The following is a 23488-nucleotide window of genomic DNA, read 5'->3' on the forward strand; positions in this document are numbered from 1 at the left end:
TTGAAAAAGCCGGTTTTAAATACTAAATTTGTGCTTCAAATTATTAAAAAACATGAACTATCATACTAGAAAATGGGTAAAGCCCGAAGATCTGAATCCCAACCATTCTCTTTTTGGAGGAAGATTATTGCAATGGATCGATGAGGAAGCCGCACTTTACGCCATTATCCAACTGGAAAATACCAAAGTGGTTACAAAATTCATCTCTGAAATCAATTTCGTAAGCTCCGCAAAGCAGGGCGACATCGTTGAAATCGGGATTGAAGTTATAAAATTTGGCTCCACATCCATTACTCTGGCTTGTGAGGTTAGAAATAAAATGACTCACCAAACCATCATTACCGTCGACAGAATTGTTATGGTAAACCTTGATGAGGAAGGAAATCCGGCTCCTCATGGAAAGACAAAAGTTGAGTTTGTAAAAGACAGGTTAAACAACCAGCAACCATTATGAAAATTTTCATAAAAAATATGGTCTGCGACAGGTGTGTTGCTGCGGTGTCAACGATTTTCAGTGATAGCAATATTAAGGTTAAATCCATTCATCTTGGTGAAGTGGAAACTGAAGCCGAAGTTTCAGAAAAAGACCTGCAGTCTTTAGAAAAACTTTTAGAAAAAACCGGATTTGAAAGGATAAAAGATTCTGCTCATCAGCTTATAGAGAAAATTAAAAATCTAATCATTGTAAAAATCAGTGAACTTGATATCGATGAAAATTTTCTTTTATCTGAATTTTTAAGTTTAAATCTTCATAAAGACTACAGCTCGCTTTCCAAAACTTTTTCTCAAAACGAAAATATCACTTTAGAACAGTTTTTTATTCTTCAAAAAATTGAAAAAGTGAAGGAACTGCTTTTGTATAATGAATTTAATTTAACAGAAATCGCCGGAAAACTTGGCTATAAAAGTGTTCAGCATTTGTCGTCACAATTCCGGAATAGCACGGGTTTCACTCCCACAGAATTCAAAAAACTGAAAGTTCATAATAGAAAACCCCTTGATCAGGTTTGAGAGTCGGAGCATATGAGTGATATAGAGACTGCCATACACAACTCCAACCCCTCAACCTCTCAGACTTTAAAACTTCCCAACAAAATTCTATAAACATTATCCTTAAATTTATAACAACCTTCCGTTTGCATTTTGGAAATTTGTAATATAAATTAAAGGATCATGGAACAACAATATAAAATTCTCGGAATGACATGTTCCGGCTGTCAGAAAAAAATCTCTGAAAAACTCAATAGTATCAAAGGGATAAAAGCTGAAATCAACCTTGAAAACAATACAGCCACTATCCATTCTGAAAAAAGAATTGATATAAATACTTTAAATAAGGCCTTAGAAGAAATAGGAAATTACAAGCTAGAAGATCCCGCTCAGCCGGAGAAAGCTTTTGTAAAACCGCAGGATCGCGTTTCTCCTTCCTCCGTTTATTACTGTCCGATGGAATGTGAAGGGGAAAAAGTCTATTTCCAGCAGGGAAAAAGATGCCCCGTTTGTAATATGTACCTGGTTCCGATCGAGGAAAAACAGGCGAAAGATCCGAATTTTAAGCCAACTTACTCGTCAACCCATCTTCCCGAAAATTTCAAAGATAATGTCGGTAAATATTACTGTCCGATGTTCTGCGAAGGTGATAAAATCTATGATGAAAAAGGCGATTGCCCTGTCTGCCACATGCATTTGGAGCCAATAACGGAAGATTTGGTTAAAAATTCAGTTTCCCATTCGCATCATCATATTCATGATCACAGCCATCATCATGAAGCTCCGAAAGTTACGGATGAAATGGCTGGAAAGTATTATTGTCCAATGTATTGCGAAGGTGATAAAGTTTATGACAGAAATGTCGGATGCCCCGTTTGCGGAATGGATCTGGTAAAATATCCCGAAAAAAAAGTTGCAAAATACACCTGTCCGATGCATCCGGAAATTGTTCGGGATGAGCCCGGAAGCTGCCCGATTTGCGGAATGGATTTAGTCAGAATGCCTGATGCACACGATGATGAAGAAGATGAAACCTATAATGTCTTAAAAAGAAAATTCATTATTTCCTTAGTTTTCACGATTCCCGTTTTTATGCTTTCGATGGGCGGAATGTTTATTAATTTTTCGTTTTCGCATCAGATTCAGGGATTTATCGAGCTTATTTTAACGCTTCCTGTATTGTTTTATTCAGGTTGGTTCTTAATGAAAAGAGGTTGGGTTTCTTTTAAAACATGGAATTTAAATATGTTCAGCCTGATTGCTTTGGGCGTAGCTGCAGCATTCATTTTCAGTATAATTTCGTTGATTTTTCCTGATATGATTCCTCATGAAATTCGCGGTCACAATCATGAAATTCCGTTGTATTTTGAAGCGGTCTGTGTGATTTTAACGCTGGTAATTTTAGGTCAGTTAATGGAAGCCGCCGCCCACAAAAAAACTGGAAATGCCATTCGCGAATTGATGAATCTTTCGCCTGATGAAGCCAATCTTATCGTTAACGGAGAAGAAAAGAAAGTCTTACTTTCCCAGGTGAAAATCGGTGACCTGTTAAAAGTAAAGCCGGGTGAAAAAATTCCGGTTGACGGAAAAATTACGGAAGGAAATTCATATGTTGACGAAAGTATGATCACGGGAGAGCCGATTCCTGTTGAGAAAACGGTCAATGATCGGGTTTCTTCAGGAACCATCAACGGAAATCAGGTTTTCATCATGAAAGCTGAAAAAGTGGGCGATGAAACCTTGCTGTCCCAAATCATTAAAATGGTGAATGAAGCCAGCCGAAGCAAAGCTCCGATTCAGAAATTAACGGATAAAGTTTCGAAAATATTTGTGCCTGCAGTGATTTTAATTGCTATTTTAACCTTCGTTTTATGGCAGTTTTTTGGTCCGGAAGGAAAGAGAAGCTTATTTGCTTTTGTAAATGCCGTTGCTGTTTTAATTGTTGCCTGTCCATGTGCTTTAGGCCTCGCCACACCAATGTCATTGATGGTCGGAATTGGAAAAGGTGCAAAAAACGGTATCCTTATCAAAAATGCCGAAGCTCTTGAAGAAATGCATAAGGTAAATGTTTTAATTACCGATAAAACAGGTACTTTAACAGAAGGAAAGCCTTCCGTAGAATATATTGAAACAGTAAATAATGATCAAAATTTATTATTAAAACTGGCCTATTCTTTAAATCAAAATTCGGAACACCCTTTGTCGAATGCAGTTATTAAAAAAGCAAAAGACGAAAATATTTTACCTGAAAAAGTGGAAAATTTTGAAAATATTTCAGGAAAAGGCGTAAAAGGAAATATCAATGGAAAGACCGTTTTTCTCGGAAATGAGAGCTTATTAAATTCAAACAAAATTTCAATTCCGGAAAGTTTAAAGCAAAAAGCCGTTGAAGTACAGTCGAAAGCACATACCATTTCATATGTTGCCCAGGAAAATGAAGCATTGGGATTCATCAGTTTTACCGATAAAATCAAAGAAAGTTCTAAAAAAGCTGTTCAACAGTTGCTCAATGAGGGCATCGAAATTATCATGATGACAGGCGATAATGAACACACTGCAAAAGCCGTTGCGGAAGCCCTTGGAATCAAAAATTTTAAAGCCAATAGCCATCCTGAAGATAAATTAAATGAGGTGAAAAAACTCCAGCAACAAGGCAAAATCGTAGCCATGACCGGTGATGGAATCAACGACTCCCCTGCTCTGGCACAGGCAAATATTGGGATTGCGATGGGAACAGGGACTGATATAGCCATTGAAAGCGCAGAAATTACATTGTTAAAAGGAGATATTTTAGGTGTCGCTAAAGCCAAATTATTAAGCGAAAAGCTACTGAAAAATATTAAGGAAAATCTGTTTTTTGCTTTTATTTATAATGTCTTGGGAGTTCCGATTGCGGCAGGATTATTGTATCCATTTTTTGGAATTCTATTATCACCGATGATCGCTGCGGCCGCTATGAGTTTCAGTTCGTTATCTGTGATTTTGAATTCATTACGATTAAATTCGGTTGATCTGGATGTGAAATAAATAGTTTAAACTTCTCTCGCAGATTTGCCAGCAGATGATTGTGTTTTAGTTATTTGCATTAAAAATTTGCGAGAGAAAAATAATCAAAATAATGGAAAAAGAAAATCTTTACATTGGATGCTCAGGGTTTTACAACAATGACTGGAAGGGCTCATTATATCCCGAAGATGCCAAAAGTAAAGACTTTCTGACCTTATATTCTCAGACTTTCAATTGTGTTGAAATAAATTCTACGTTTTACAGAAAACCTACGGCGAAAACACTCTTAAAATGGGTGGATGAAACACCGGCTAACTTTAAATTTTTCATTAAAATTCCGAAAACAATTTCCCATGAAAAGCGATTGAAAGATTGTAAAGAAGAAATTACAGAATTCTGCGAACATGTTCAGACTCATTTAAAAGAAAAACTTTCAGGATTTCTGTATCAATTTCCACCTTCTTTCAAAAATACTCAGGATAATATTGATTTAATTCTTAATAATATTGATTTTAATTATTTAAATGTCATAGAATTCCGTCATGAATCTTGGTGGAAAGAGGAAATTTTTAATCTTTTAAAAAAAAACGACATCATTTTTTCAGGAGTAAGTTTTCCAGGAAATCTGCCGGAAGATGTGATTGTCAATCATTCCGAAATTTTATATTACCGCCTTCACGGAAAACCCATACTCTACAAATCTGAGTACAGTAAAGAATTCCTTCAGGATTTAGCTGAAAAAATTAAAGCAAACAAAAAGAAAGCATTTATATTTTTCAATAATACCTGGGGAAATGCTGCGATTCATAATTCTTTATTTTTAAAGAAAATACTGGAATAAAAAATTGTTAAAAATAAATTTATTAAAATCTCCTTAAAAAGTAAAGTTTTAAGGAAATCTGGCATAAATTTTGTTAAGAATTATTTGGAAAAATTAACAATTTTTAACATTTAAAATTCCATTACCTTTATGAGAAAAAACTTTGCGGAAAAGTCTAAAAATAAGGCTTTTCTTGGGATGTTTGCATTGATGAGTGCAACTTCAATTTTATTCAACGGCTGCAACCGTAAAATCGACAAAAAAGAATCAGAAATACTGATTCCGAATGGACATCCCATCGCAAAAAAAGTCCCCAAAATCGATAATGAAGACGTAACTTCCGATAAAAGAGTTATCTATCTTACCTTCGATGACGGTCCCAATCAGGGAACCGAAAATCTTCTCAGAATTTTAAATAAAAGAAAAGTTTGTGCAACCGCCTTTCTGGTCGGAAAACACGCCTATGGAAGCAAAAAACAAAAGAATGATCTTGAACTTTTAAGGAAAGACCCTCTTGTTGAGCTGGCCAATCATAGTTTTACTCACGCCCACAATAAGTATACAGATTTTTACAAAAATCCTGAAAGTGTAGTAAATGATTTTAATATTGCCAAAGACAGCTTAAAATTATACGATAAAATTGCCAGAACTCCCGGAAGAAATATCTGGAGGCTGAATAATATTTCCGTTACCGATCTTAAAAGCTCAACGGAAGCCGCAAATAAACTTAAACAGGCTGGTTATAAGGTAATTGGCTGGGATCTTGAATGGAAACCAACCAATAAAATGGTATTAAAAGGCAAGCATGAAGAAATGCTTAAAAAAGTTGACAGTATCTTTTTTAACGATCTCGAAAAAACTTCAAGACACCTTGTTTTTCTTACTCATGATCAGTACTTAACGGATACGGATTCTGTGAACGAACTGGATCTCTTTATTGAAAAATTACAGAAAAGCAACAGGTTTATCTTCAGAAAAATCTCGGAATATCCGAAGATTAATGAGGTTTTGAATTGATTTTTTTATCCCACAGATTGCTCAGATTTTATGTTATACTTCCATTAAAATTAAAAAGCAATATGTAATTATCTCTGAAAATATGAGTAGGTCTGTGAGATTTAATTTTAAATTCAGAAATTTGCAATTATGAATATTCAGGAAAATTACAACGATATAAAAAGTCAACTTCCGGGAAATGTACAGCTGGTGGCTGTTTCAAAAACACATCCTGTTTCAGCGATCCAGGAGGTTTATGACTTAGGACAAAGGGTTTTTGGTGAAAATAAAGTTCAGGAATTAACGGAGAAATATCCTCTCCTGCCCAAAGATATTCAATGGCATCTGATCGGTCATTTACAGACGAATAAGGTGAAATACATTGCCGAATTTGTAAATACCATTCAAAGTGTAGATTCTGAAAAACTTCTTAAGGAAATTAATAAAGAAGCGGCCAAATACAACCGTACCATTAAAGTTTTATTACAGATAAAAATTGCTGAAGAAGATAGTAAATTCGGACTTGAAATAAATGAGGCTAAAGATCTGTTTCAAAAATATTTAGACGGAGAATTTTCTAGTATTGAGATCACAGGATTGATGGGAATGGCAACTTTTACCGATGATGAAAACCAGATTCGTAAAGAATTTTTAGTTCTGAAAAGAGTTTTTGATGAATTAAATCAGCTTAAAACACTGGAAACTTTGTCTATGGGAATGAGTGATGATTTTCCGATCGCCATTGATTGCGGAGCTAATTCCGTGAGAGTGGGATCTGCAATTTTTGGGAGAAGAGATTATTCAAAATAGAATGATTTAGGTATAATTTTTGCTAATAATTCATTCAAAAAATCTAAATTTGCAACTATGCAAAAAATCCTTATTGTAGAAGACGAAAAAGCAATCTCGGGAGTACTCCACAGTATTCTTTCTGACGAACTTACTGATTATGAATTTGTTATCGCTGAAGACGGCCTCGAAGGTTACAAACAGGTAGAAAAAGAAGATTTCGCATTAGTGATTTCGGATATTAAAATGCCTAAACTTTCCGGTACTGAACTTTTAAAGCAGAGTTTAGCACTGAAGCCCGAATCCACTTTCATCATGATTTCAGGACACGCGGATATCGATTCTGCCGTTTCCTGCCTGAAAGACGGGGCATACGATTTCATTTCCAAGCCTATCGACATCAACAGATTGATTACAAGCGTAAAAAATGCTTTAGTTAAAGAAACTTTGAAGAAAGAAAATAAAAATCTTCAAACCGAAAATAAAACCTTAAAGAAAAAAGTAAGCAAAAAGTATCAGATGATCGGTGAATCTGCTGGTTTAAAGAAGATTCAGGATATGATCGAGAAAGTTGCTGTTTCTGATGCGAGAGTTCTGATCACAGGTCCGAACGGAGCCGGAAAAGAACTGGTAGCCCACGCGATTCACAATCAAAGCGACCGTGCAAAAGGTCCTATGATAGAGGTAAACTGTGCGGCAATTCCTTCAGAATTAATTGAATCTGAACTTTTCGGACACGTAAAAGGTTCTTTTACAGGAGCAATCAAGGATAAACAGGGAAAATTTGAGCAGGCAACCGGTGGTACTATTTTCCTGGATGAGATCGGGGATATGAGTTTGATCGCTCAGGCAAAGGTATTGAGGGTTCTTCAGGAAAGTAAAGTTTCTCCTGTCGGAAGCGACAAAGAAATAAAAGTTGACGTAAGAGTACTTGCGGCTACCAATAAAGATATGCAGAAGGAAATTGAAGCAGGAAGATTCAGGGAAGACCTTTACCACAGACTTTCTGTGATTGAAATCTACGTTCCGCCATTGGATGAAAGAAAAGAAGACATCAGATCGTTGGTAGAACATTTTGCAGGCATGATCGCCGATGAACACGGAACTGCCGTTAAAAAATTTGATGATAAGGCTATTGATGCCTTAAAAGCGTTATCATGGACCGGGAATATCAGGGAATTGAGAAACGTAGTAGAAAGATTAATTATTTTAGGTGGGAACACTGTTTCCGCTGAAGATGTTGCAAGTTTTGTAAGGAAATAATGTAAATTATTACTTAAACAACATATTAAATTTGCAGTATCAATTGGTTACTGCAAATTTTTTTTTGAATTAAACTATATATGAATTTTAAACTATTATGAACTTTTTACATAAAAACTACACCAAAGAATGCCTTACCCTGGCTCTTCCTGTGATGCTGACGCAGGTGGGGCAAGTCTCGGTGAACTTATTCGACAATATTATTGTCGGGAAACTTTTGGGAGCCGACGCTCTGGCTTCCGTTTCATTGGGAAATGCTGTGTTTTTCTCAATGTTTGTTTTGGCATTAGGATTTTCTTTTGCGATTCCGCCATTGGTTTCGGAAGCGCATTCTCAGCACGATCATAAAACAATCAACTCTGTTTTCAGTCATGGATTTATTATCAATATTTCTGTGGGAATTGTTTTGATGGGAATCCTTTTTTTAGGAACACCGCTACTCTATCATTCCGGGCAGCCGGCGAAGATTATCCCTGATACGGTTGATTTCCTGACGATTATGGCGATCAGTATTGTTCCGTTTATGGCTTTTCAGACGTTACGGGAAGTTTCGGAAGGGTTATCTTATACTATTGGAGTGACAAAGGCTACGATCATCGCCAATGTGATTAATATTGTTTTAAATTATGTTTTCATTAAAGGACTTTTCGGAATTCCGCCAATGGGCGTAAAAGGCTCTGCTTTAGCGAGTTTAATTGCCAGAATTTTCATGGTAGTTTTCCTTTATTTTGTTCTTTTAAACGAAAAGAAAACAAAACGATATATCAAAGATTTCACTTTAAAAATGGAAGTTTTTTCAAAGAATATGTTTGATAAAATGATCAGATTAGGTCTGCCAACCGCTTTGCAAATGTTCTTTGAAGTGACGGCTTTTGCGGGTGCCGCTTTCATTTGTGGATTAATTTCAGCGCATGATATTGCATCCCATCAAATTGCGTTGAGTATGGCTTCATTCACCTTCAATTTATGTATCGGTTTCAGTGTGGCTTCAACAGTGATGATCGGGAGAAAACTGGGCGAACAGAACTTTGTTGAACTAAGAAAAGTAGGTATCAATAATTTGAAAATAGCCTTTATTTTCATGGCAATCTGCGGAATTGTCTTTATTTTGGGACGAAATATTCTGCCAACTTTCTTTACTAAAAAAGAGGAAGTTGAAGTGATTACATTAGCTTCAAAATTAATGATCATCGCTGCATTGTTCCAGTTATCAGACGGAATTCAGGTGACAGCATTGGGAATGTTGAGAGGTTTGCAGGATGTGAAAATTCCTTCTATCTATACGTTTATTGCGTATTGGATCATCACGATTCCTTTAGGATATTTCTTTTGTGTAACGCTAAAAATGGGAGCTTTCGGAATGTGGATCGCATTAGGATTAGGACTGACGGTTTCTGCAGTTTTCCTCGTCAAGCGATTTTTGAATATGTCTGCGAAGAGAATTAAGCAGAATTTGTAATGGAAAGCGATCTTTTGAGGTCGCTTTTTAATTTGATTTCAATGAATGTTCATTTATCCAGATGACTTTTTTAAATTGCTTAACCTGCCCTGTTTGGGCATTAACACCAGTTCCAAAAGCCGCAACTTTATTGGTTTTAATATTTTTAAATGAATAAAGATAATATCCATCAATAATCAAAGCTGGATAAAAATGTGTGGATTTCACAGTATCAATTTTTTCATATTTTGAGATAAATCTTAGATAAATTTTATTGGATTCATCAAATTTTATCCGATTTTTAGATTCAAATATTTTTGCTTCTTCTCTAAGTTTTTCATCACCATTAATAAAATTAGTGACGAGAATTACCTCGTGATTATTCAAAAATCTTTTTTCTTTACAACTAACAAGCAATAAAAATATACAGGCTAGACGAAAAAAAGTAAAAAATTTCATTATAGTTTTCCATTAGCAATCCTCTTCCCCAAAATCACCAGTGTTCTTTCCACTCCGTCCAAAACCGCCACATCAGGAAACACTCCCCAATCTTCGAAACCGAAATGTCTGAACAGCTTTAAACTTGGTTCATTATGCAAAAAGATAAAACCTAATAAAGTTTTTACCCCGAATTTCTCTGCATTATCGATGCAATATTGAAGCACTTTCTTGCCATATCCTTTTCCCCTGCTGCTTTCATGCATATAGATGCTCAATTCCACTGTTCCATTGTACGCAGGTCTGCCGTAAAATGACGAAAAACTTACCCACCCGATTATTTTACTTTCCTCATCTTCAACGACCCAAAGTGGGCGTGTTTCGGGATTGTGTTCGTGAAACCATTGTAATCTACTTTCTACAGAAACATTTTCCGTATCGGCGGTTACCATTCTCGAAAGGATGGTTGAGTTGTAGATTTCTACGATCTTCGGTAAGTCTTTTAAAGTCGCATTCTTAAATATAAGTTCTTGCATTCTTTTAACGTATATTTTCGCAAAGATACGTGAAGAATTTTTTAATTTTTTAAGAATTATTCTTCGTTATTGCTTTGTTTTATTTCTTTTAAAGCTCGGTTAAGGCTTCTTACGGTAATTCCAAGATAGGCTGCCATATCTTCTTTTGAGATTTCCATTTCTTTGGATTTTAATTCAAGAAGTTGAGACAGTGTATGTTCCGTCGTATAAAGCTGTTGATATGATGCTCTGCTTGAAGTATTCACAATACGTTCCACAAAAACATCGAGCAGTAAATTATTCAATGAAAGATCATTTTTAATTAAAAATTGAAAATAAGGAATTGTCATGGAATAAACTGTAACTTCCGTCATCGCTTCAATACTGCAAAGGCAGGAAACATTTTTTATGACTTCAATTTCACCAATAATTTCACCTTTTCCTAGAAATTCAACAATATATTCCTTGTCATTTTCTTCAACGAAATAACATTTTGTAATTCCGTTTTTAATAAGCATTATTTTATTAGAAACTTCATTTTGTGTTAAAATTTTTTCGCCTTTTTCAAAAGATTTCAACACAATATTCTTTTTGTTTTCAGGCTTGTTATAAAGCTCTTCCAGATAGTCTAAAAACTGAGGATTGGTACGTAACATATTTCGGTTGGGACAAATGTCCTTTTCTGGTTTATTTTTTATACTGAATTTTGTCGGCAGAAAATTACAAAAACTAAAGTAAACTCAATATGAATAATAATATCACCACCATCGCTTTTGATGCAGATGATACACTTTGGATCAATGAACCTTATTTTCAGGAAGCGGAAAAAGAATTTTGCATTTTGCTGGAAGATTATCTCCCGCAACATTCTGTATCTCAAGAGTTATTTAAAACAGAAATGAAAAATCTGCATTTGTATGGATACGGCGTGAAAGGATTTATGCTTTGTATGATTGAAACGGTAAGCATAATTTCGAATAACACAGCCTCTCTGGAATTGATTAATAAAACCATTGAAATTGGTCATGAACTTCTTCAAAAACCTGTTGAACTTTTAGATGGAGTAACGGAGACATTGGAAAATTTAAAAGGAAAATACAGACTGGTTGTTGCGACAAAAGGTGATCTGCTCGATCAGGAGCGTAAATTAAAAAAATCCGGATTACAGGAATATTTTCATCACATTGAAATCATGAGCGATAAAAAGGAATCTGATTATCAAAAGCTTTTAAAACATCTAGACTGCAGGACTGAACATTTTCTGATGCTTGGAAATTCAATCAAATCTGATATTTTACCTGTTTTGGAAATCGGTGGATTTGCAGCGCATATTCCTTATCATGTGACCTGGAACCATGAGCAACATGATCTTCAGATAGAACATCCGAATTTTATGGAACTTAAAAATATTAAAGGAATTTTGGATTTTTTATAAATCCTTTCCTATTTGAAGAGGTTTTAATTTTTATCAATAAGCTTAATATTCCATTGGTTCTCTTATTCCGGATCTGCAAAATTTCATATATTTTCTAATATATTCAGAATTATATTTTTCTTCGAAATAAGCAATTTTTTCGAAATAAGGAACTTTTAAGCTTTCTGATAAATGATATCCGCAGATAATTTCAACAAGATATTTTGGAGATTTATGGTCATTTAACACAATTTGATCTAATGTATTAATCAATGAGTCAATTTCTTTAATTGTCCAGCTTGTTTTAGTATTAAACAAATCAAAATAGTCATCAGGCATTGGTTGTTTATTAATGATCATACTATCTCTCCATTTCTTTTCGAATTCTGTCTGTTTTATAATTTGTTTTTCAAAATTTAATCTCGTGTAAATTTTACTGCTTAAATGATCTGTTTCGCCTACACATCCTCTTAAAACACTGACTGAATCCTTACTTTTTAAATAATACTGAAATAATTTCTCCAATGATTTGGATTTTCTTTCAAAAAGAATATTTGTTGCATAATATTTCGTTACAGGATTACCATTGAAAGCAATATATTCTACCTCTTCATCTGTGGCTATTTTTGCCATTTCTTCATGAATTTTATATAAATCACTTTCACTTCCGGCAAACCCTATATTTTTGCCTTCTGCACGTTTACTCATAGATAATTGGTCATAAAACGTCTTGACTTTAGGAGATAATTGTCCAAAAATAAAGCAAGGCAAGCATATTAAAATGATTAAGATTTTCAAGGTTATTTTTTTAAAATTAAAAATAAAAAAAAACTCGTTCACATCTGAACGAGTTTACTATTAATTTTAGTTTATTTCTTCAAACATTTCTCCAAAAACTGATCCTGTTCCCAAAGCAAATGCAGGATATTTTCTTTTGCAACATATCCGTGAGCTTCTTTTGGTAAAAGAACCATTTTTACGGGAGCTCCAAGGTTTTTTAAAGCCTGGAAGTATCTTTCCGTCTGCAAAGTAAACGTTCCCGGATTATTGTCTGCATCACCGTGAATTAACAGTAATGGTGTTTTCATTTTATCCGCGTTCATGAACGGTGACATCGTGTTGTAGATTTCCGGAACATCCCAGTAATTTCTCTGTTCGCTCTGGAATCCAAACGGTGTCAATGTTCTGTTATACGCCCCGCTTCGTGCAATTCCGCAAGCGAAAAGATTAGAATGAGTTAAAAGATTAGCCGTCATAAAAGCACCGTAAGAATGCCCTCCTACCGCAACTTTTTTTCTGTCGATATAGCCTAACTGATCCACCGCATTAATCGCAGCTTCAGCATTGGCCACCAATTGCGGAATAAATGTATCGTTCGGTTCTGTTTTTCCTTCTCCGATGATCGGGAAAGCAGCATCATCCAACACGGCATATCCTTTTGTCGTCCAGTATACGAAAGATCCGTAGTAAGGGAACGTAAAGTCATTTGGATTCTGTGTATTCTGCCCTGCCGTATTTTTATCTTTATATTCAGTTGGATATGCCCAGATTAACAGAGGTAATTTTTCTTTTTTTGCTTTTCTGTCGTAGTTTGCCGGAAGATAAAGGGTTCCTGTCAAGGTCACCCCGTCGTTTCTTTTGTAGGTAATAACTTCTTTATAAACGTCTTTGATGCTTTCAAAAGGGTTGACAAAATTGGTTACTGCTTCTGTTTTATTAGATTTAATATTCTTTTTAAAATAGTTCGGATACTGACTGGGAGATTGTTGGGTTGTCAGGATTTCCCCTTTGGAAGGGTTTAAAATATCAATGATTTCTTCCTTAGCATTTTTAAGATTTGAAGTATAAAGCCTTTTTTTCTTTAAAGTTTTCATATCCATTTCATCGATGAAGGGATGTTGCCCGTCTTTGGTAAAACCGGCTCCGATGAGATAGGACTTTCCTCCTTTCATATCGACCACATATCTTCCGTACTGATTTTTTGTTGTGTTAAAATTCCCCGGATCGCTGTAAACATCCTGATAATTTCTGTCATCAATTACTTTTGATTCACCATTATCCAGATCAACAAGGAAAGATTTTGTATTTCTGGTGTCGTACCAACCTTCGGAAACGATGGCATAATGATCGTTTGTCCAGCTTGTTCCTCCATATCTTTGTTTTGTTTTAAAGAACGATTTCGGAGCATTGCTGAACGGAGCATCCCAAGTGAAAATTTCATCTCTGTAATCGGCCGTTTTCGACTGGTCGCCACCATCCAAAGCTTCGGCATACACCAAAGTTGCGGGCAGATCGCTTCTCCATCCCATATCTCTTTTTCCGGTTCTTACAGACGAAAAACCTTTTGGCATAACCTCATTCAACGGAACTTCATTCACTGTTTTTACAACATTTCCGTTCATATCATAAACAGTCGTCGTCATGGGAAATCTGTTCAAAGGAATGATGTATGAAAATGGTTTTTTAATTGTCGTAGCCATCAGATAATTTCCGTCCGGAGAAAAACTCAGTCCGGAATACAGATCCTGATCTTTTACTTTCTTCAAGTTTCCATTGAGATCAACGTTGTAAATATCAGAAGATGTAAGGATTTCAAAATTCTTTTCATCCTGTGGATTTTTCAAAAGATCCTGATACGTTCTGTTTTGCGAAACTTTTCCGTCTGCTGTAGAAACGATCGGGCCTGTCGGAAGATCTTTGCTGGAATCAATTAAAGTTGCTCTATTTTGAGGAAGTGTTTTAATCAACAAATTCTGAGAATCTTTATACCAAACGTAAGGACTTCCCAGATTGGCATTCAGATTATCGGAGGTGATTTTCTTTGCTGTAGCTGTTTCCAGATCGATTACCCAAAGTTCTACTCCTTTGTTGGTGGTATTTGTAAAAGCTAATTTCTTTTCATCCGGAGAAAATGAAGTGTAAGTGATTTTCGGATTCGATGGTAAATTTTTAACCTGAACTTCCGTTTTATCATTAATTTTTCTAACCTTAATATTATTTGAATACGTCGCCGAACTTGAAATATTGGTCACAGGATTGATTCTCAACCCTCCCAATTTCATTTCCTGCTGGCTCAGATCTTCCAATGTTTTGTAAGTCGGGCGGTAAGTAAAGACAATCCAGTCTTTTTTATTATTCATCAAAACACTTGGAGGTCTTTCATAATCTGCAAGTTTAAGAATTTCAGCAGACGGTTTCTGGTAAGTAATACTCTCCTGCGCATCATAAAAATTAAGAAATGCAAGGAGACAGATGGTTAGTTTTATCTTCATAATAATCTCTTTTCAACGAAAATAATGATTTTAAATTAAAATTAATATGGTCTCAGATCGAAGATTTTAACCCTAAAAAAAGCAGCAAGAAAACTTACTGCTTATATTTTTATTTTCTGATAATTACCAGTCGTTGGCTCGTTTTCTCTTCTCGATCATGTAATCTACGGAGATTTTTCCGGCTCCGAAAACAATCAGAAGGAGGTAAACGGACAAATAAATGAAACTTAATTCCTGTTTTGCAAAAGGTTCTGCACTCAACACTACAAATCCTGCAATAATCATGGTGAAAACCAGAAACCCTAAAGCCACTCTCGTGAAAAGCCCTAAAATAAGCAGGATCGAACAAACGAATTCTGAGAAAACAGTCAGTATCAAAGTGATTTGAGGTCCCAATCCCAGAAAATCAAAAAATTCGATCTTTCCGCCTTCCAGCAGAGTCTGAAGTTTTGGGAAACCGTGAGATAACATGGCAAAACCAATAAACACCCTCACAATCAATAAAATAATATCTTTTAAAACTGTAGAATTTGAATTCGAATAGTTCATTAAGTTAAAATTTACTTTAAAGATAACAATAATCTTTTAATAGAACGGTCTTTATTGGGTTTTTAGTTTATCTGTAACCAAAATTTTTCAGATCCCTGTCATTTTTTCGCCAGTCTTTTTTCACTTTTACGAAAAGATTCAGGTGAATTTTTTTATTAAAGAATTTCTCAAGATCCTGTCTTGCTTCAGTTCCCACTTTCTTGATGGCTTCTCCTTTATGCCCGATAATAATTCCTTTTTGTGTATCTCTTTCTACATAAATAATAGAATCGATGAAAATTATTCCTTCTTTTTCCTTAAACTGTTCCGTAACCACTTCTACAGAGTATGGAATTTCTTTATCATAATTCAGAAGAATTTTCTCACGAATCGCTTCATTTACGAAAAATCTTTCAGGCTTATCTGTATACTGATCTTTATCGTAATATGGCGGGTTTTCCGGTAGCATCGATTTTAATTTAGGCAAAATAATATCCGTATTAAAAGCATTCAACGCAGAAATCGGAAGAATTTCAGCCTTCGGGATTCTTTCGTGCCACTCTCCCACCAATTTTTCAAGTCCTTCCTGATCGGTCTGATCTACTTTATTCAATAAAAGTAATACAGGAACGGGGATTTTATTTAATTTATCAATCAAAAATTCTGACGGTTCGGCTTTATCGGTAACATCCACAATGAAAAGGAAAACGTCTGCATCCTGTAAAGAATCTTTTACAAAATCCATCATTTTTTCCTGTAAACCGTATTTCGGATCCAAAACTCCCGGAGTATCGGAAAATACGATCTGTAAGTCATCCTCATTATAAATTCCGAAAATCCTGTGGCGTGTTGTCTGAGCTTTTTGGGTTACAATTGCCAGTTTCTCTCCCATTAATTGGTTTAATAAGGTAGATTTTCCGGCATTGGGTTTCCCAACTATATTTACAAATCCTGCTTTGTGCATAAAAATTATATTACGAGTTGCAAAGTTAGTAAAACAAATCTGGTCTTTCGGTCTATTCCGAAGATTAAAAACAAAAAAGCCTTCCCAAAATATGGAAAGGCAATCACATTAGATTTTTATTGATTAATTACTGTGATTTTTCATGAATTTCAGACTTCCTAAAGCCAGTTCTTCTGCATCATGCGGAGATTTTTGCCATAAAGAAACCATCTGCTGCATTCCGGGAACGGAAGATGAAAAATTTTCAAGCACCAGATTTCCTTCAAAATTAATTTCTTTTAATGCTTTAAACAATTCATTCCAGTTTACGGTTCCCTCGCCCAGCATTCCGCGGTGGGAATCTGTCATATGAAGGTGTTTCAGTTTATTTCCTGCTAAAATAATGGGGTCATAAAAATTATTCTCCTCAATATTCATGTGGAAAGTATCGAGATGAAGAAACAGATTATCTTTTCCCGTTTTTGAAATTAAATCCAACACATTTTCCGCTGTATTGCAAACATACGTTTCGTAGCGATTGATGGGTTCAATGCCGATATTTACGCCTTTTTCTTTAGCATAATCTGCAACATTGCTCCAGACTTCGGTAATGATTTCCTCTTCATTTTCCGTGAGAATATTCCCCGAAAAAACACCGATTCCGCCATGAAGAACGCCTCCTAAAAAGTCAGTTTCCAGCTCTGAGGTTTTATTGATGGCTTGTTTCATCAGGTTTTCAGCGACTTTTGGATAATGTGCAATATGTGCTTCTTTCGGAAGGTTTAAAGAACAGACTGCTTCCAGATTATTATTTTTAAGCTGTTTTTTTACTTCATCAGTATTAAATTCCATGGATGCAGGAAGCAAAATTTCAATCAGATCAAAACCTGCACCGGCTGTTTTTTCAATAGCATATTTTCCCGCTTCAGGACTCCATACCGGAGTGATCCATGAAAGAAGGGAAGCCCCAAATTTTATATTCATTTTTTTAATTCTTGTTTTTTTATATTTTTTTTAACCATAAAAGATTAAAACACATAAATTTTTAGAAAACCCACCATTCGGTTCTTACGCCGAGATAAGTTCCTATTCTTTTTGAACCTGATTGCTGTAAAAACGGTGAATAAAGCGTATTCATCGCCTGGTCGTTGTATCTGGAAATTTCCGCGATCAGTCGTATGTGAGGTCTTGCCCAAACACTTCTTTCCGCAGTAGGAACTATGGTTGGCGCCAACACAAACTTCACCATGGAAGCAGGATCCTGGGTTCCGTCTTTTCGCTGTGCGTAGTGCAGCTCCGAAAGAATATGGAACCAGTTATTGAAATAGTAAGTTGCTCTTACTCCTGTATTAAACTCAGATTTTTTATTAAAAATTTCTCTTTTATAATAATCAATGGCTTTGTTGTCGCTGTCTGCGCCGCCTTTACTTTGGGTATACACTGCATATCCGTTCAGAGACCATCTGTCTGAAAGATTTAATAAAAAATGTTCGACAGCTGTGAGTGAATATGCTCCTTTATATGTTCTCGTAACTTCATTCGGGGCACCGTACGTTCTCCAGGTCTGGGTATTTCCTCCATCTCCTCCGTTGGCAATTCCAGCTCCGTATCGCAGTGAAATCTGATTAAATGAACCCGGAAGTCTGGTTTTTAAATTTGAATTTAATTTCGCTCCCAAGACCCAACCGTAATCTGAAGGATAATTTTCGACAGAATGCTTTCCGGATTTATCAACAGCGTGGAATTCTGCCAGTAATTTTACTTTATGATCATTATTTTTAAAAGGAATTGTCTGCTCCAAAACAAAAACTTCCCGCTGTCTGTAGATCAGATGTTTTCCTCCACTGATAATATTGGTGTAGGAATACGGCGTTGAATTGCTTGCTGCAGTATCAATCGCAGCCGGGAAAAACATGGAAAATCTTGTGTTTTTATGTCGAACTCCCCACCCCGTCGCCGAATGATCATCAAAGTAAAAATAATCTGCAATATGCACGTCATCAAATCTCAGCCATCGCGAACCTGCCCAGACATCCCAGTCACTTCCCATGATATTTCTAGCTTCAACAAATGCTTCCGGTAATGCCACGATCATTCCCTGATTGGATTTTGTATCTACATTTCCCAAAAAAGTTCCTCCCGAGTAAAAGCTCAATCTCGCCTGCATATCGATTTTTGTTTTTTTGGCACTGTCGCCAACAACCGGTGTAAAATGAAACGCCGGCAAAAAATCCACATAATCTCCCTGATCCATCCTTCCTCCCAAAGATCCCTGATTGGCAAGGTTCAATTGCCTACCTGTTCTTCCATCTGCGTTTGGAGAATATCCTGCCCCGATTCTTCCCGTTGTCCCGAATGAAAACTTCTTATTGGTAATGATAATCTGGGCATATCCTCTCTGGCTGAGAATCAATATCATCAAAAAACAGCCTTTTAAAATTTGATTTTTCATTGTTTTACTTTAAAGTTTTTGGTTTGTAAAGTTTTAAAGCAAACAAAACAATAATCACATAACAGATGATCGGCAATAAGTAAGCATGGGCAACATCCGTTTCTGCAATTTTTCCCATAATCGGAGTGAAGAATGCCCCGCCAAACATAGCCATTACCAGAAAAGAAGATGCCTGCTGAACTTTTCCTCCTAATTTTTTTAAGCCTAAACTGAAAATCGTAGGATACATTACACTTAAAAATAAATTAAGCATAATTAAACTGACAAAAGAAACCCAACCGAAACTTTGAGAAATAATTAAACAAAGAACAATATTACAAGCCGTAAAAATGGCTAAAACCTTATTCGGAGCGATATATCTCATTAAAAATGTTCCGATAAATCTCCCTACCATCATCATCGCCATACTCAGTGAAAAATAATAGGAAGCCTGAGTTTCCTGAAGGTGCATTTTTTCAACACCATAATTGATGAAAAACGCCCAGGTTCCGCCCTGCGCCGCAATATTAAAGAACTGGGCGACAACAGCGAAAACAAAATGTCTCTGCTTCCAAAGCGGTGCAGCAGCATCTACCTGATCTGCGTGATGGTCCTCTCCTGTTGCATGCTCAAGGATTTCCATTTCTTCAGTGTGAGGATCTTTCAAATCAGGAACTTTAATGAAAGAAAAAATAATGGCCAGAACAAGAACCACAATCCCGATCCAGGTATAAAGGCTTTTAACCGAATCCAAAGAATTGTCTTCTCCAGCTCCTCCAAAAATGAAGAAACCACCCAGCAAAGGTCCTACAATGGCTCCCAAACCGTTGAAAGACTGGGCAAAATTCACCCTCTGATCGCTCGTTCTTTCGTCTCCCAAAGAAGCCAAGAAAGGATGCGCTACCGTTTCCAAAGTCGCCATTCCTAAAGCCAGAATGAAAAGTGCAAACCTGAAAAAATCAAAAGAAGCCATATTGGAAGCCGGAACGAAGAGAAAACATCCCCCCGCAAATAAGGTTAGTCCTAAGATAACTCCCATTTTATACCCAAACTTTTTCATAAAAAGTCCTGCAGGAATTCCCATCAAAGCATACGCTCCGAAAATGGAAAGCTGTACCAATCCCGATTTCGATTTCGAAATGTGAAGGACATTCTGAAAATGCTTATTCAGAACATCTCCCATCGTAAGTGCTATTGCCCAGAAAAAGAACAGGGAAATAACAAAAGCCAGTACAACTAGGTACTTTTTTTCTGTAAACTTAGCTGATTTCATACCGTGTTTTTACAAATTAAGTGTTAGTGAAATATTTTAATTAAATGCTATTTTGAATCCTGAAATTCTCAAATTCCGAGTATGCATAATCCGGACAAGCTCCTGATTTTGAAGTAATAAAAGCGCCCAAAGAAATGGCCTGATTCATAATTTCTTCAGGACTTTCCCCCTGAATTCTTTTCGAAATAAAACCGGACAGAAAAGCATCGCCACTTCCTACTGTATCCGCAATGGTAATAGGAACCGCCGGAAATCCGTAATTTTTGTTGCCTACAAAATATCTTGCTCCTTTACTTCCTTTGGTGAGAATAATTTCATTGATATTAAAATGATTTTGAATAAAAACCACACTTTCATCTTCGCTTTTATATTCTTCGCTTAAAAAAAGCATGATCTGCCGCAGTTCGGCTTTGTTCATTTTAACGATATCTGCTTTGTGCAAGAGTGTTTTAATCAATTCTACATCAATAAAAGGCGGTCTAAAATTCACATCAAAAATTTTCAATTTTGCGTGATCCAATAGTTGCAGAAGTGTTTGTCTGGTCTTTTCATTCCTTGCAGAAAGGCTTCCAAAAATAAAAGCATCAGCGTTGGAAACCAGTTCGATATGTTCCGGCTGCAGTTCGATATAATCCCAAGCGACATGGTTGATGATTTCATAGGTTGCTTCATTATGCTCATCAATTTTAGCAATAACAGTACTCGTAGGATTTTCGTTATCGATTTGGATGAACTCAGTCGTGATTCCCCAGCCTTGAATTTGTTCAATCAATTTTTGGCCCAACTCATCACTTCCGATTCTGCTTAGCATTTTTACATCAATACCCATTTTGTGGATATTATAAGCTGCATTAAATGGTGCACCTCCCGCTCTCGAGCCTTCAGGAAAGATATCCCAAAGAACTTCACCAAAACAAACGACGTATTTTTTATTATTTATCATTAGGTTAAACGTTTAATTAAATATTCAAAATTTTTATTTCACGGAATTTCGTCCCATATATTTTGCATGGAAAATTACCCTCTTTCCGTTTGGAGTATAATTATTTATCTGACTGTCAAGAAGTTTTACTGATTCTTTCGCCATATCAATCAAAGGTTGTTGTACAAAATCTATATCGGTAGGAAAAAGATGATAGGCTTCTGTTTCATCAAATGCAATCACCGAAACATCTTCCGGAACTCGGATATTATTGTCATTCAGATAGCGTAAACCTGCGATTCCCAACTTGTTACTAGAAAAATAGATCGCTGTTTTTTTATTAAGATTCAAATTTTCTCTAAGCTTGCTATGAACTTCTTCCGTGATATTATGAATTCCGATTAAAATTCTTTTTGATTTAATCTTTGAAGCAGAAATTCTTTTATCAAAACCATCCTGTCTGTCAAGCAAATGTGGCAATTTCGTATCATATCCAACGTAAATGATTTCATCAAAATTTTTCTCGACCAATTGATCGCAAATATACTCGGAAATCTCTGAATTATTGATCATTACGCCAGGAAGACTTACATTTTTCAGGTAACGATCGATCGTTACAATTGGATATTCTTCACCGATTAATTTATTGATTGCATCATCAGAATCTACCACCGGTGCGATGATCATTCCGTCAACTTGCTGTTCAGAAAATAGTTCGGTTAGTTTTCTAAATTTTTCCGGGTTCTCGTCTGAACTTCCGATCAAAAGCGTATAACCAAGCTTCATGGCCTGATCTTCAATATTCCGTGCAATGTTTGAGTAAAAGTCATTTGAAATATCCGCTACGATAAGTCCGATCAATTTGCTTTTGCTCATTTTCAAGCTTTTCGCAATTTTATTTGGAGTATAATTGATTGATTTTGCTACATCATGAATTTTTTTCTTAGTAGCTTCACTTATTCTGCTTCCTTCCTTTTTGTTTAAAACATAGGAAACCGTTGCCACGGAAACTTCGGCAATTCTAGCTATGTCTTTGATGGAAGCTCTTTTCATAACGGTACTAACTTACAACCGCAAATTATCTCATAAAAAATATAAAAAACAATAGGCTTATTTTTTTGGCTGTTTCAAAAATAATTGTATTTTCGCGCCTTTTTGAAAAACGAAAATCGAACAAATTAAAACACTGTAAATTAAATAGTTAATTGAAAAATTGTAATTTATATTAATCTAATATTAATTCAATATTAACAGAATTATATTAATTTAGGACAAATTTTGGTTAAACGTTTATCTCAATTAAATTAAAGAAATCTGAAATAATTATAAAATTAATAGCAATATTCTTTTATTAAAAATTAAAAAACTGATAATTTTGAAATACTCAATAGATCTTTATGACCATCAACGATATTCTTAATAATATTCATCCCCTACCCGAAAGCTCGGCAAATAAGCTTAAAAAATATATCACAGAAGTTTCATATCCGAAAAATTTCTGCCTGATGGAAGCTCATAAAATTGTGCCTTATATTTACTTTATAAAAAGAGGAATTGTCCGTGCTTATGCTACTACAGAAGATAAAGACATTACTTTTTGGTTTGGAAAAGAAGGCGAAACAATCGTTTCCATGAAAAGCTATGTGGAGGATAAACCCGGTTACGAAAATATCGAACTTCTCGAAGATTGCGAATTATATAAACTGGAAACAGAAAATTTAAGAAAATTATTCAATGAAGATATTCACATTGCCAATTGGGGACGGAAGTTTGCAGAAAGAGAATTGGTAAAAACTGAGGAACTGATTATTTCAAGGCAGTTCAAGCCTGCTTTGGAACGTTATAAAGATTTGATGAGAGATAAGGCAGATCTCATCAAACGTGTCCAGTTGGGACATATCGCTTCTTATCTGGGCATTTCTCAGGTGAGTCTGAGTAGGATTCGGGCGGAGATTAAGTGAATTTGTGTTGAAGAGTTGGAGGGTTTGAGTGTTCTATGTATTTTTTAACAATTGTAAAATTTTAATTCCTTTTAAATCCTCAACTTTGTGGCAGAAAAATAAGTAATTATGAATTGGATTATTTTAATTGTTGCCGGATTATTTGAAGTCGCATTTGCCTCTTGCCTGGGAAAAGTAAAGGAAACATCGGGAACAACCATGTATTTTTGGTTCGCCGGATTTTTAATCTCCCTTACTATCAGTATGCTTCTGCTGATAAAAGCCACTCAAACTTTACCTATAGGAACCGCTTATGCAGTTTGGACCGGGATCGGCGCTGTCGGAACTGTTTTGATGGGAATTTTCTTCTTTAAAGATCCGGTAAGTTTTTGGAGAATTTTCTTTATTGTTACTTTAATTGGTTCTGTGGTTGGGCTAAAAGCGGTTTCTTCACATTGATATTTAAACATAAATAGCACTAATTTTTCACAAAGCTGAAAGATTAATAAT

At 35.5% G+C, this 23488-nt stretch carries 23 protein-coding genes; 11 read left to right on the plus strand and 12 right to left on the minus strand.

Annotated elements, in window-relative coordinates; translation table 11 throughout:
* Positions 1 to 52 precede the first annotated feature (52 nt).
* From BMX24_RS07210 to BMX24_RS07245, 8 genes are all read left to right on the plus strand, one after another.
* A complete protein-coding gene (locus tag BMX24_RS07210; RefSeq protein ID WP_089791360.1) occupies positions 53 to 454 on the plus strand; it encodes an acyl-CoA thioesterase in 402 nt (133 codons plus the stop codon).
* Positions 451 to 1011, plus strand: a complete 561-nt coding sequence (locus tag BMX24_RS07215; protein WP_089791361.1) for a helix-turn-helix domain-containing protein — start codon at positions 451 to 453, stop codon at positions 1009 to 1011. Before BMX24_RS07210 ends, BMX24_RS07215 begins: the two co-directional genes overlap by 4 nt.
* Before the next feature lie 162 nt (positions 1012 to 1173).
* Positions 1174 to 4017, plus strand: a complete 2844-nt coding sequence (locus tag BMX24_RS07220) for a heavy metal translocating P-type ATPase (protein ID WP_089791362.1) — start codon at positions 1174 to 1176, stop codon at positions 4015 to 4017.
* Positions 4018 to 4108: 91 nt separating this feature from the next.
* Complete coding sequence (locus BMX24_RS07225; protein ID WP_089791363.1) at positions 4109 to 4837, plus strand: DUF72 domain-containing protein; 729 nt, start codon at positions 4109 to 4111, stop codon at positions 4835 to 4837.
* A 129-nt stretch (positions 4838 to 4966) separates the two neighbouring features.
* On the plus strand, positions 4967 to 5833 hold the full coding sequence (locus BMX24_RS07230) for a polysaccharide deacetylase family protein (RefSeq protein ID WP_089791364.1): 867 nt from the start codon (positions 4967 to 4969) through the stop codon (positions 5831 to 5833).
* Positions 5834 to 5962: 129 nt separating this feature from the next.
* Entirely contained in the window at positions 5963 to 6622 is a 660-nt protein-coding gene (locus BMX24_RS07235; protein WP_089791365.1) for a YggS family pyridoxal phosphate-dependent enzyme, read from the plus strand.
* A 57-nt stretch (positions 6623 to 6679) separates the two neighbouring features.
* A complete protein-coding gene (locus tag BMX24_RS07240) occupies positions 6680 to 7864 on the plus strand; it encodes a sigma-54-dependent transcriptional regulator (RefSeq protein WP_089791366.1) in 1185 nt (394 codons plus the stop codon).
* A 97-nt stretch (positions 7865 to 7961) separates the two neighbouring features.
* Entirely contained in the window at positions 7962 to 9323 is a 1362-nt protein-coding gene (locus BMX24_RS07245) for an MATE family efflux transporter (protein WP_089791367.1), read from the plus strand.
* 27 nt (positions 9324 to 9350) lie between these two features.
* On the opposite strand, the gene BMX24_RS07250 is transcribed toward BMX24_RS07245, so the two are convergent.
* From BMX24_RS07250 to BMX24_RS07260, 3 genes are read right to left on the minus strand one after another with little or no spacing between them, the layout of a single operon-like run.
* Entirely contained in the window at positions 9351 to 9761 is a 411-nt protein-coding gene (locus BMX24_RS07250) for a hypothetical protein (RefSeq protein WP_089791368.1), read from the minus strand.
* Complete coding sequence (locus tag BMX24_RS07255; protein ID WP_089791369.1) at positions 9761 to 10276, minus strand: GNAT family N-acetyltransferase; 516 nt, start codon at positions 10274 to 10276, stop codon at positions 9761 to 9763. The genes BMX24_RS07250 and BMX24_RS07255 overlap by 1 nt, the downstream gene beginning before the upstream one ends.
* 56 nt (positions 10277 to 10332) lie before the next feature.
* On the minus strand, positions 10333 to 10911 hold the full coding sequence (locus BMX24_RS07260; RefSeq protein WP_089791370.1) for a Crp/Fnr family transcriptional regulator: 579 nt from the start codon (positions 10909 to 10911) through the stop codon (positions 10333 to 10335).
* A gap of 89 nt (positions 10912 to 11000) precedes the next feature.
* Between BMX24_RS07260 and BMX24_RS07265 the strand changes: the two genes are divergently transcribed.
* The gene (locus BMX24_RS07265; protein WP_089791371.1) at positions 11001 to 11690 is read left to right on the plus strand and encodes an HAD family hydrolase; all 690 of its coding nucleotides are present in this window, start codon (positions 11001 to 11003) and stop codon (positions 11688 to 11690) included.
* Positions 11691 to 11732: 42 nt separating this feature from the next.
* Here BMX24_RS07265 and BMX24_RS07270 read toward each other — a convergent pair whose 3' ends face one another.
* The 9 genes from BMX24_RS07270 to BMX24_RS07310 form a co-directional block, all read right to left on the minus strand.
* Complete coding sequence (locus tag BMX24_RS07270) at positions 11733 to 12467, minus strand: hypothetical protein (protein ID WP_139176769.1); 735 nt, start codon at positions 12465 to 12467, stop codon at positions 11733 to 11735.
* Between the two features lie 71 nt (positions 12468 to 12538).
* On the minus strand, positions 12539 to 14941 hold the full coding sequence (locus BMX24_RS07275; protein WP_089791373.1) for an alpha/beta hydrolase family protein: 2403 nt from the start codon (positions 14939 to 14941) through the stop codon (positions 12539 to 12541).
* Between the two features lie 123 nt (positions 14942 to 15064).
* The gene (locus tag BMX24_RS07280; RefSeq protein WP_089791374.1) at positions 15065 to 15490 is read right to left on the minus strand and encodes a DoxX family protein; all 426 of its coding nucleotides are present in this window, start codon (positions 15488 to 15490) and stop codon (positions 15065 to 15067) included.
* A 67-nt stretch (positions 15491 to 15557) separates the two neighbouring features.
* Positions 15558 to 16433: a GTPase Era gene (gene era / locus BMX24_RS07285; RefSeq protein WP_089791375.1), complete on the minus strand. Its 876-nt coding sequence runs from the start codon at positions 16431 to 16433 to the stop codon at positions 15558 to 15560.
* Between the two features lie 123 nt (positions 16434 to 16556).
* A complete protein-coding gene (locus BMX24_RS07290) occupies positions 16557 to 17396 on the minus strand; it encodes a sugar phosphate isomerase/epimerase family protein (RefSeq protein WP_089791376.1) in 840 nt (279 codons plus the stop codon).
* Between the two features lie 61 nt (positions 17397 to 17457).
* Positions 17458 to 18864, minus strand: a complete 1407-nt coding sequence (locus BMX24_RS07295) for a carbohydrate porin (RefSeq protein WP_089791377.1) — start codon at positions 18862 to 18864, stop codon at positions 17458 to 17460.
* A 4-nt stretch (positions 18865 to 18868) separates the two neighbouring features.
* Positions 18869 to 20116, minus strand: coding sequence for a sugar MFS transporter (locus BMX24_RS07300; protein WP_089791378.1), 1248 nt, complete (start codon positions 20114 to 20116; stop codon positions 18869 to 18871).
* 40 nt (positions 20117 to 20156) lie between these two features.
* Positions 20157 to 21059: a carbohydrate kinase family protein gene (locus BMX24_RS07305; RefSeq protein WP_089791379.1), complete on the minus strand. Its 903-nt coding sequence runs from the start codon at positions 21057 to 21059 to the stop codon at positions 20157 to 20159.
* A gap of 33 nt (positions 21060 to 21092) precedes the next feature.
* On the minus strand, positions 21093 to 22091 hold the full coding sequence (locus tag BMX24_RS07310; RefSeq protein WP_089791380.1) for a LacI family DNA-binding transcriptional regulator: 999 nt from the start codon (positions 22089 to 22091) through the stop codon (positions 21093 to 21095).
* A 344-nt stretch (positions 22092 to 22435) separates the two neighbouring features.
* Between BMX24_RS07310 and BMX24_RS07315 the strand changes: the two genes are divergently transcribed.
* Both BMX24_RS07315 and BMX24_RS07320 read left to right on the plus strand, forming a co-directional pair.
* Positions 22436 to 22999, plus strand: coding sequence for a Crp/Fnr family transcriptional regulator (locus tag BMX24_RS07315; protein ID WP_089791381.1), 564 nt, complete (start codon positions 22436 to 22438; stop codon positions 22997 to 22999).
* Positions 23000 to 23107: 108 nt separating this feature from the next.
* Positions 23108 to 23437 (plus strand): DMT family transporter, encoded by a 330-nt coding sequence (locus BMX24_RS07320; protein ID WP_089791382.1) that lies wholly within the window; start codon positions 23108 to 23110, stop codon positions 23435 to 23437.
* Positions 23438 to 23488 lie beyond the last annotated feature (51 nt).

Source organism: Chryseobacterium wanjuense (genome assembly GCF_900111495.1).
Lineage (GTDB): Bacteria > Bacteroidota > Bacteroidia > Flavobacteriales > Weeksellaceae > Chryseobacterium > Chryseobacterium wanjuense.

Excerpts from the sequence above, each read along its gene's own strand:
- BMX24_RS07290 (WP_089791376.1), bottom strand. The coding sequence starts at position 17,396 with ATGAATATAAAATTTGGGGCTTCCCTTCTTTCATGGATCACTCCGGTA.
- BMX24_RS07320 (WP_089791382.1), top strand. The coding sequence starts at position 23,108 with ATGAATTGGATTATTTTAATTGTTGCCGGATTATTTGAAGTCGCATTT.
- BMX24_RS07260 (WP_089791370.1), bottom strand. The coding sequence starts at position 10,911 with ATGTTACGTACCAATCCTCAGTTTTTAGACTATCTGGAAGAGCTTTAT.
- BMX24_RS07235 (WP_089791365.1), top strand. The coding sequence starts at position 5,963 with ATGAATATTCAGGAAAATTACAACGATATAAAAAGTCAACTTCCGGGA.
- BMX24_RS07220 (WP_089791362.1), top strand. The coding sequence starts at position 1,174 with ATGGAACAACAATATAAAATTCTCGGAATGACATGTTCCGGCTGTCAG.
- BMX24_RS07265 (WP_089791371.1), top strand. The coding sequence starts at position 11,001 with ATGAATAATAATATCACCACCATCGCTTTTGATGCAGATGATACACTT.
- BMX24_RS07210 (WP_089791360.1), top strand. The coding sequence starts at position 53 with ATGAACTATCATACTAGAAAATGGGTAAAGCCCGAAGATCTGAATCCC.
- BMX24_RS07215 (WP_089791361.1), top strand. The coding sequence starts at position 451 with ATGAAAATTTTCATAAAAAATATGGTCTGCGACAGGTGTGTTGCTGCG.
- BMX24_RS07305 (WP_089791379.1), bottom strand. The coding sequence starts at position 21,059 with ATGATAAATAATAAAAAATACGTCGTTTGTTTTGGTGAAGTTCTTTGG.
- BMX24_RS07310 (WP_089791380.1), bottom strand. The coding sequence starts at position 22,091 with ATGAAAAGAGCTTCCATCAAAGACATAGCTAGAATTGCCGAAGTTTCC.
- BMX24_RS07275 (WP_089791373.1), bottom strand. The coding sequence starts at position 14,941 with ATGAAGATAAAACTAACCATCTGTCTCCTTGCATTTCTTAATTTTTAT.
- BMX24_RS07255 (WP_089791369.1), bottom strand. The coding sequence starts at position 10,276 with ATGCAAGAACTTATATTTAAGAATGCGACTTTAAAAGACTTACCGAAG.
- BMX24_RS07300 (WP_089791378.1), bottom strand. The coding sequence starts at position 20,116 with ATGAAATCAGCTAAGTTTACAGAAAAAAAGTACCTAGTTGTACTGGCT.
- BMX24_RS07295 (WP_089791377.1), bottom strand. The coding sequence starts at position 18,864 with ATGAAAAATCAAATTTTAAAAGGCTGTTTTTTGATGATATTGATTCTC.
- BMX24_RS07280 (WP_089791374.1), bottom strand. The coding sequence starts at position 15,490 with ATGAACTATTCGAATTCAAATTCTACAGTTTTAAAAGATATTATTTTA.
- BMX24_RS07230 (WP_089791364.1), top strand. The coding sequence starts at position 4,967 with ATGAGAAAAAACTTTGCGGAAAAGTCTAAAAATAAGGCTTTTCTTGGG.
- BMX24_RS07315 (WP_089791381.1), top strand. The coding sequence starts at position 22,436 with ATGACCATCAACGATATTCTTAATAATATTCATCCCCTACCCGAAAGC.
- BMX24_RS07245 (WP_089791367.1), top strand. The coding sequence starts at position 7,962 with ATGAACTTTTTACATAAAAACTACACCAAAGAATGCCTTACCCTGGCT.
- BMX24_RS07250 (WP_089791368.1), bottom strand. The coding sequence starts at position 9,761 with ATGAAATTTTTTACTTTTTTTCGTCTAGCCTGTATATTTTTATTGCTT.
- era (WP_089791375.1), bottom strand. The coding sequence starts at position 16,433 with ATGCACAAAGCAGGATTTGTAAATATAGTTGGGAAACCCAATGCCGGA.
- BMX24_RS07225 (WP_089791363.1), top strand. The coding sequence starts at position 4,109 with ATGGAAAAAGAAAATCTTTACATTGGATGCTCAGGGTTTTACAACAAT.
- BMX24_RS07240 (WP_089791366.1), top strand. The coding sequence starts at position 6,680 with ATGCAAAAAATCCTTATTGTAGAAGACGAAAAAGCAATCTCGGGAGTA.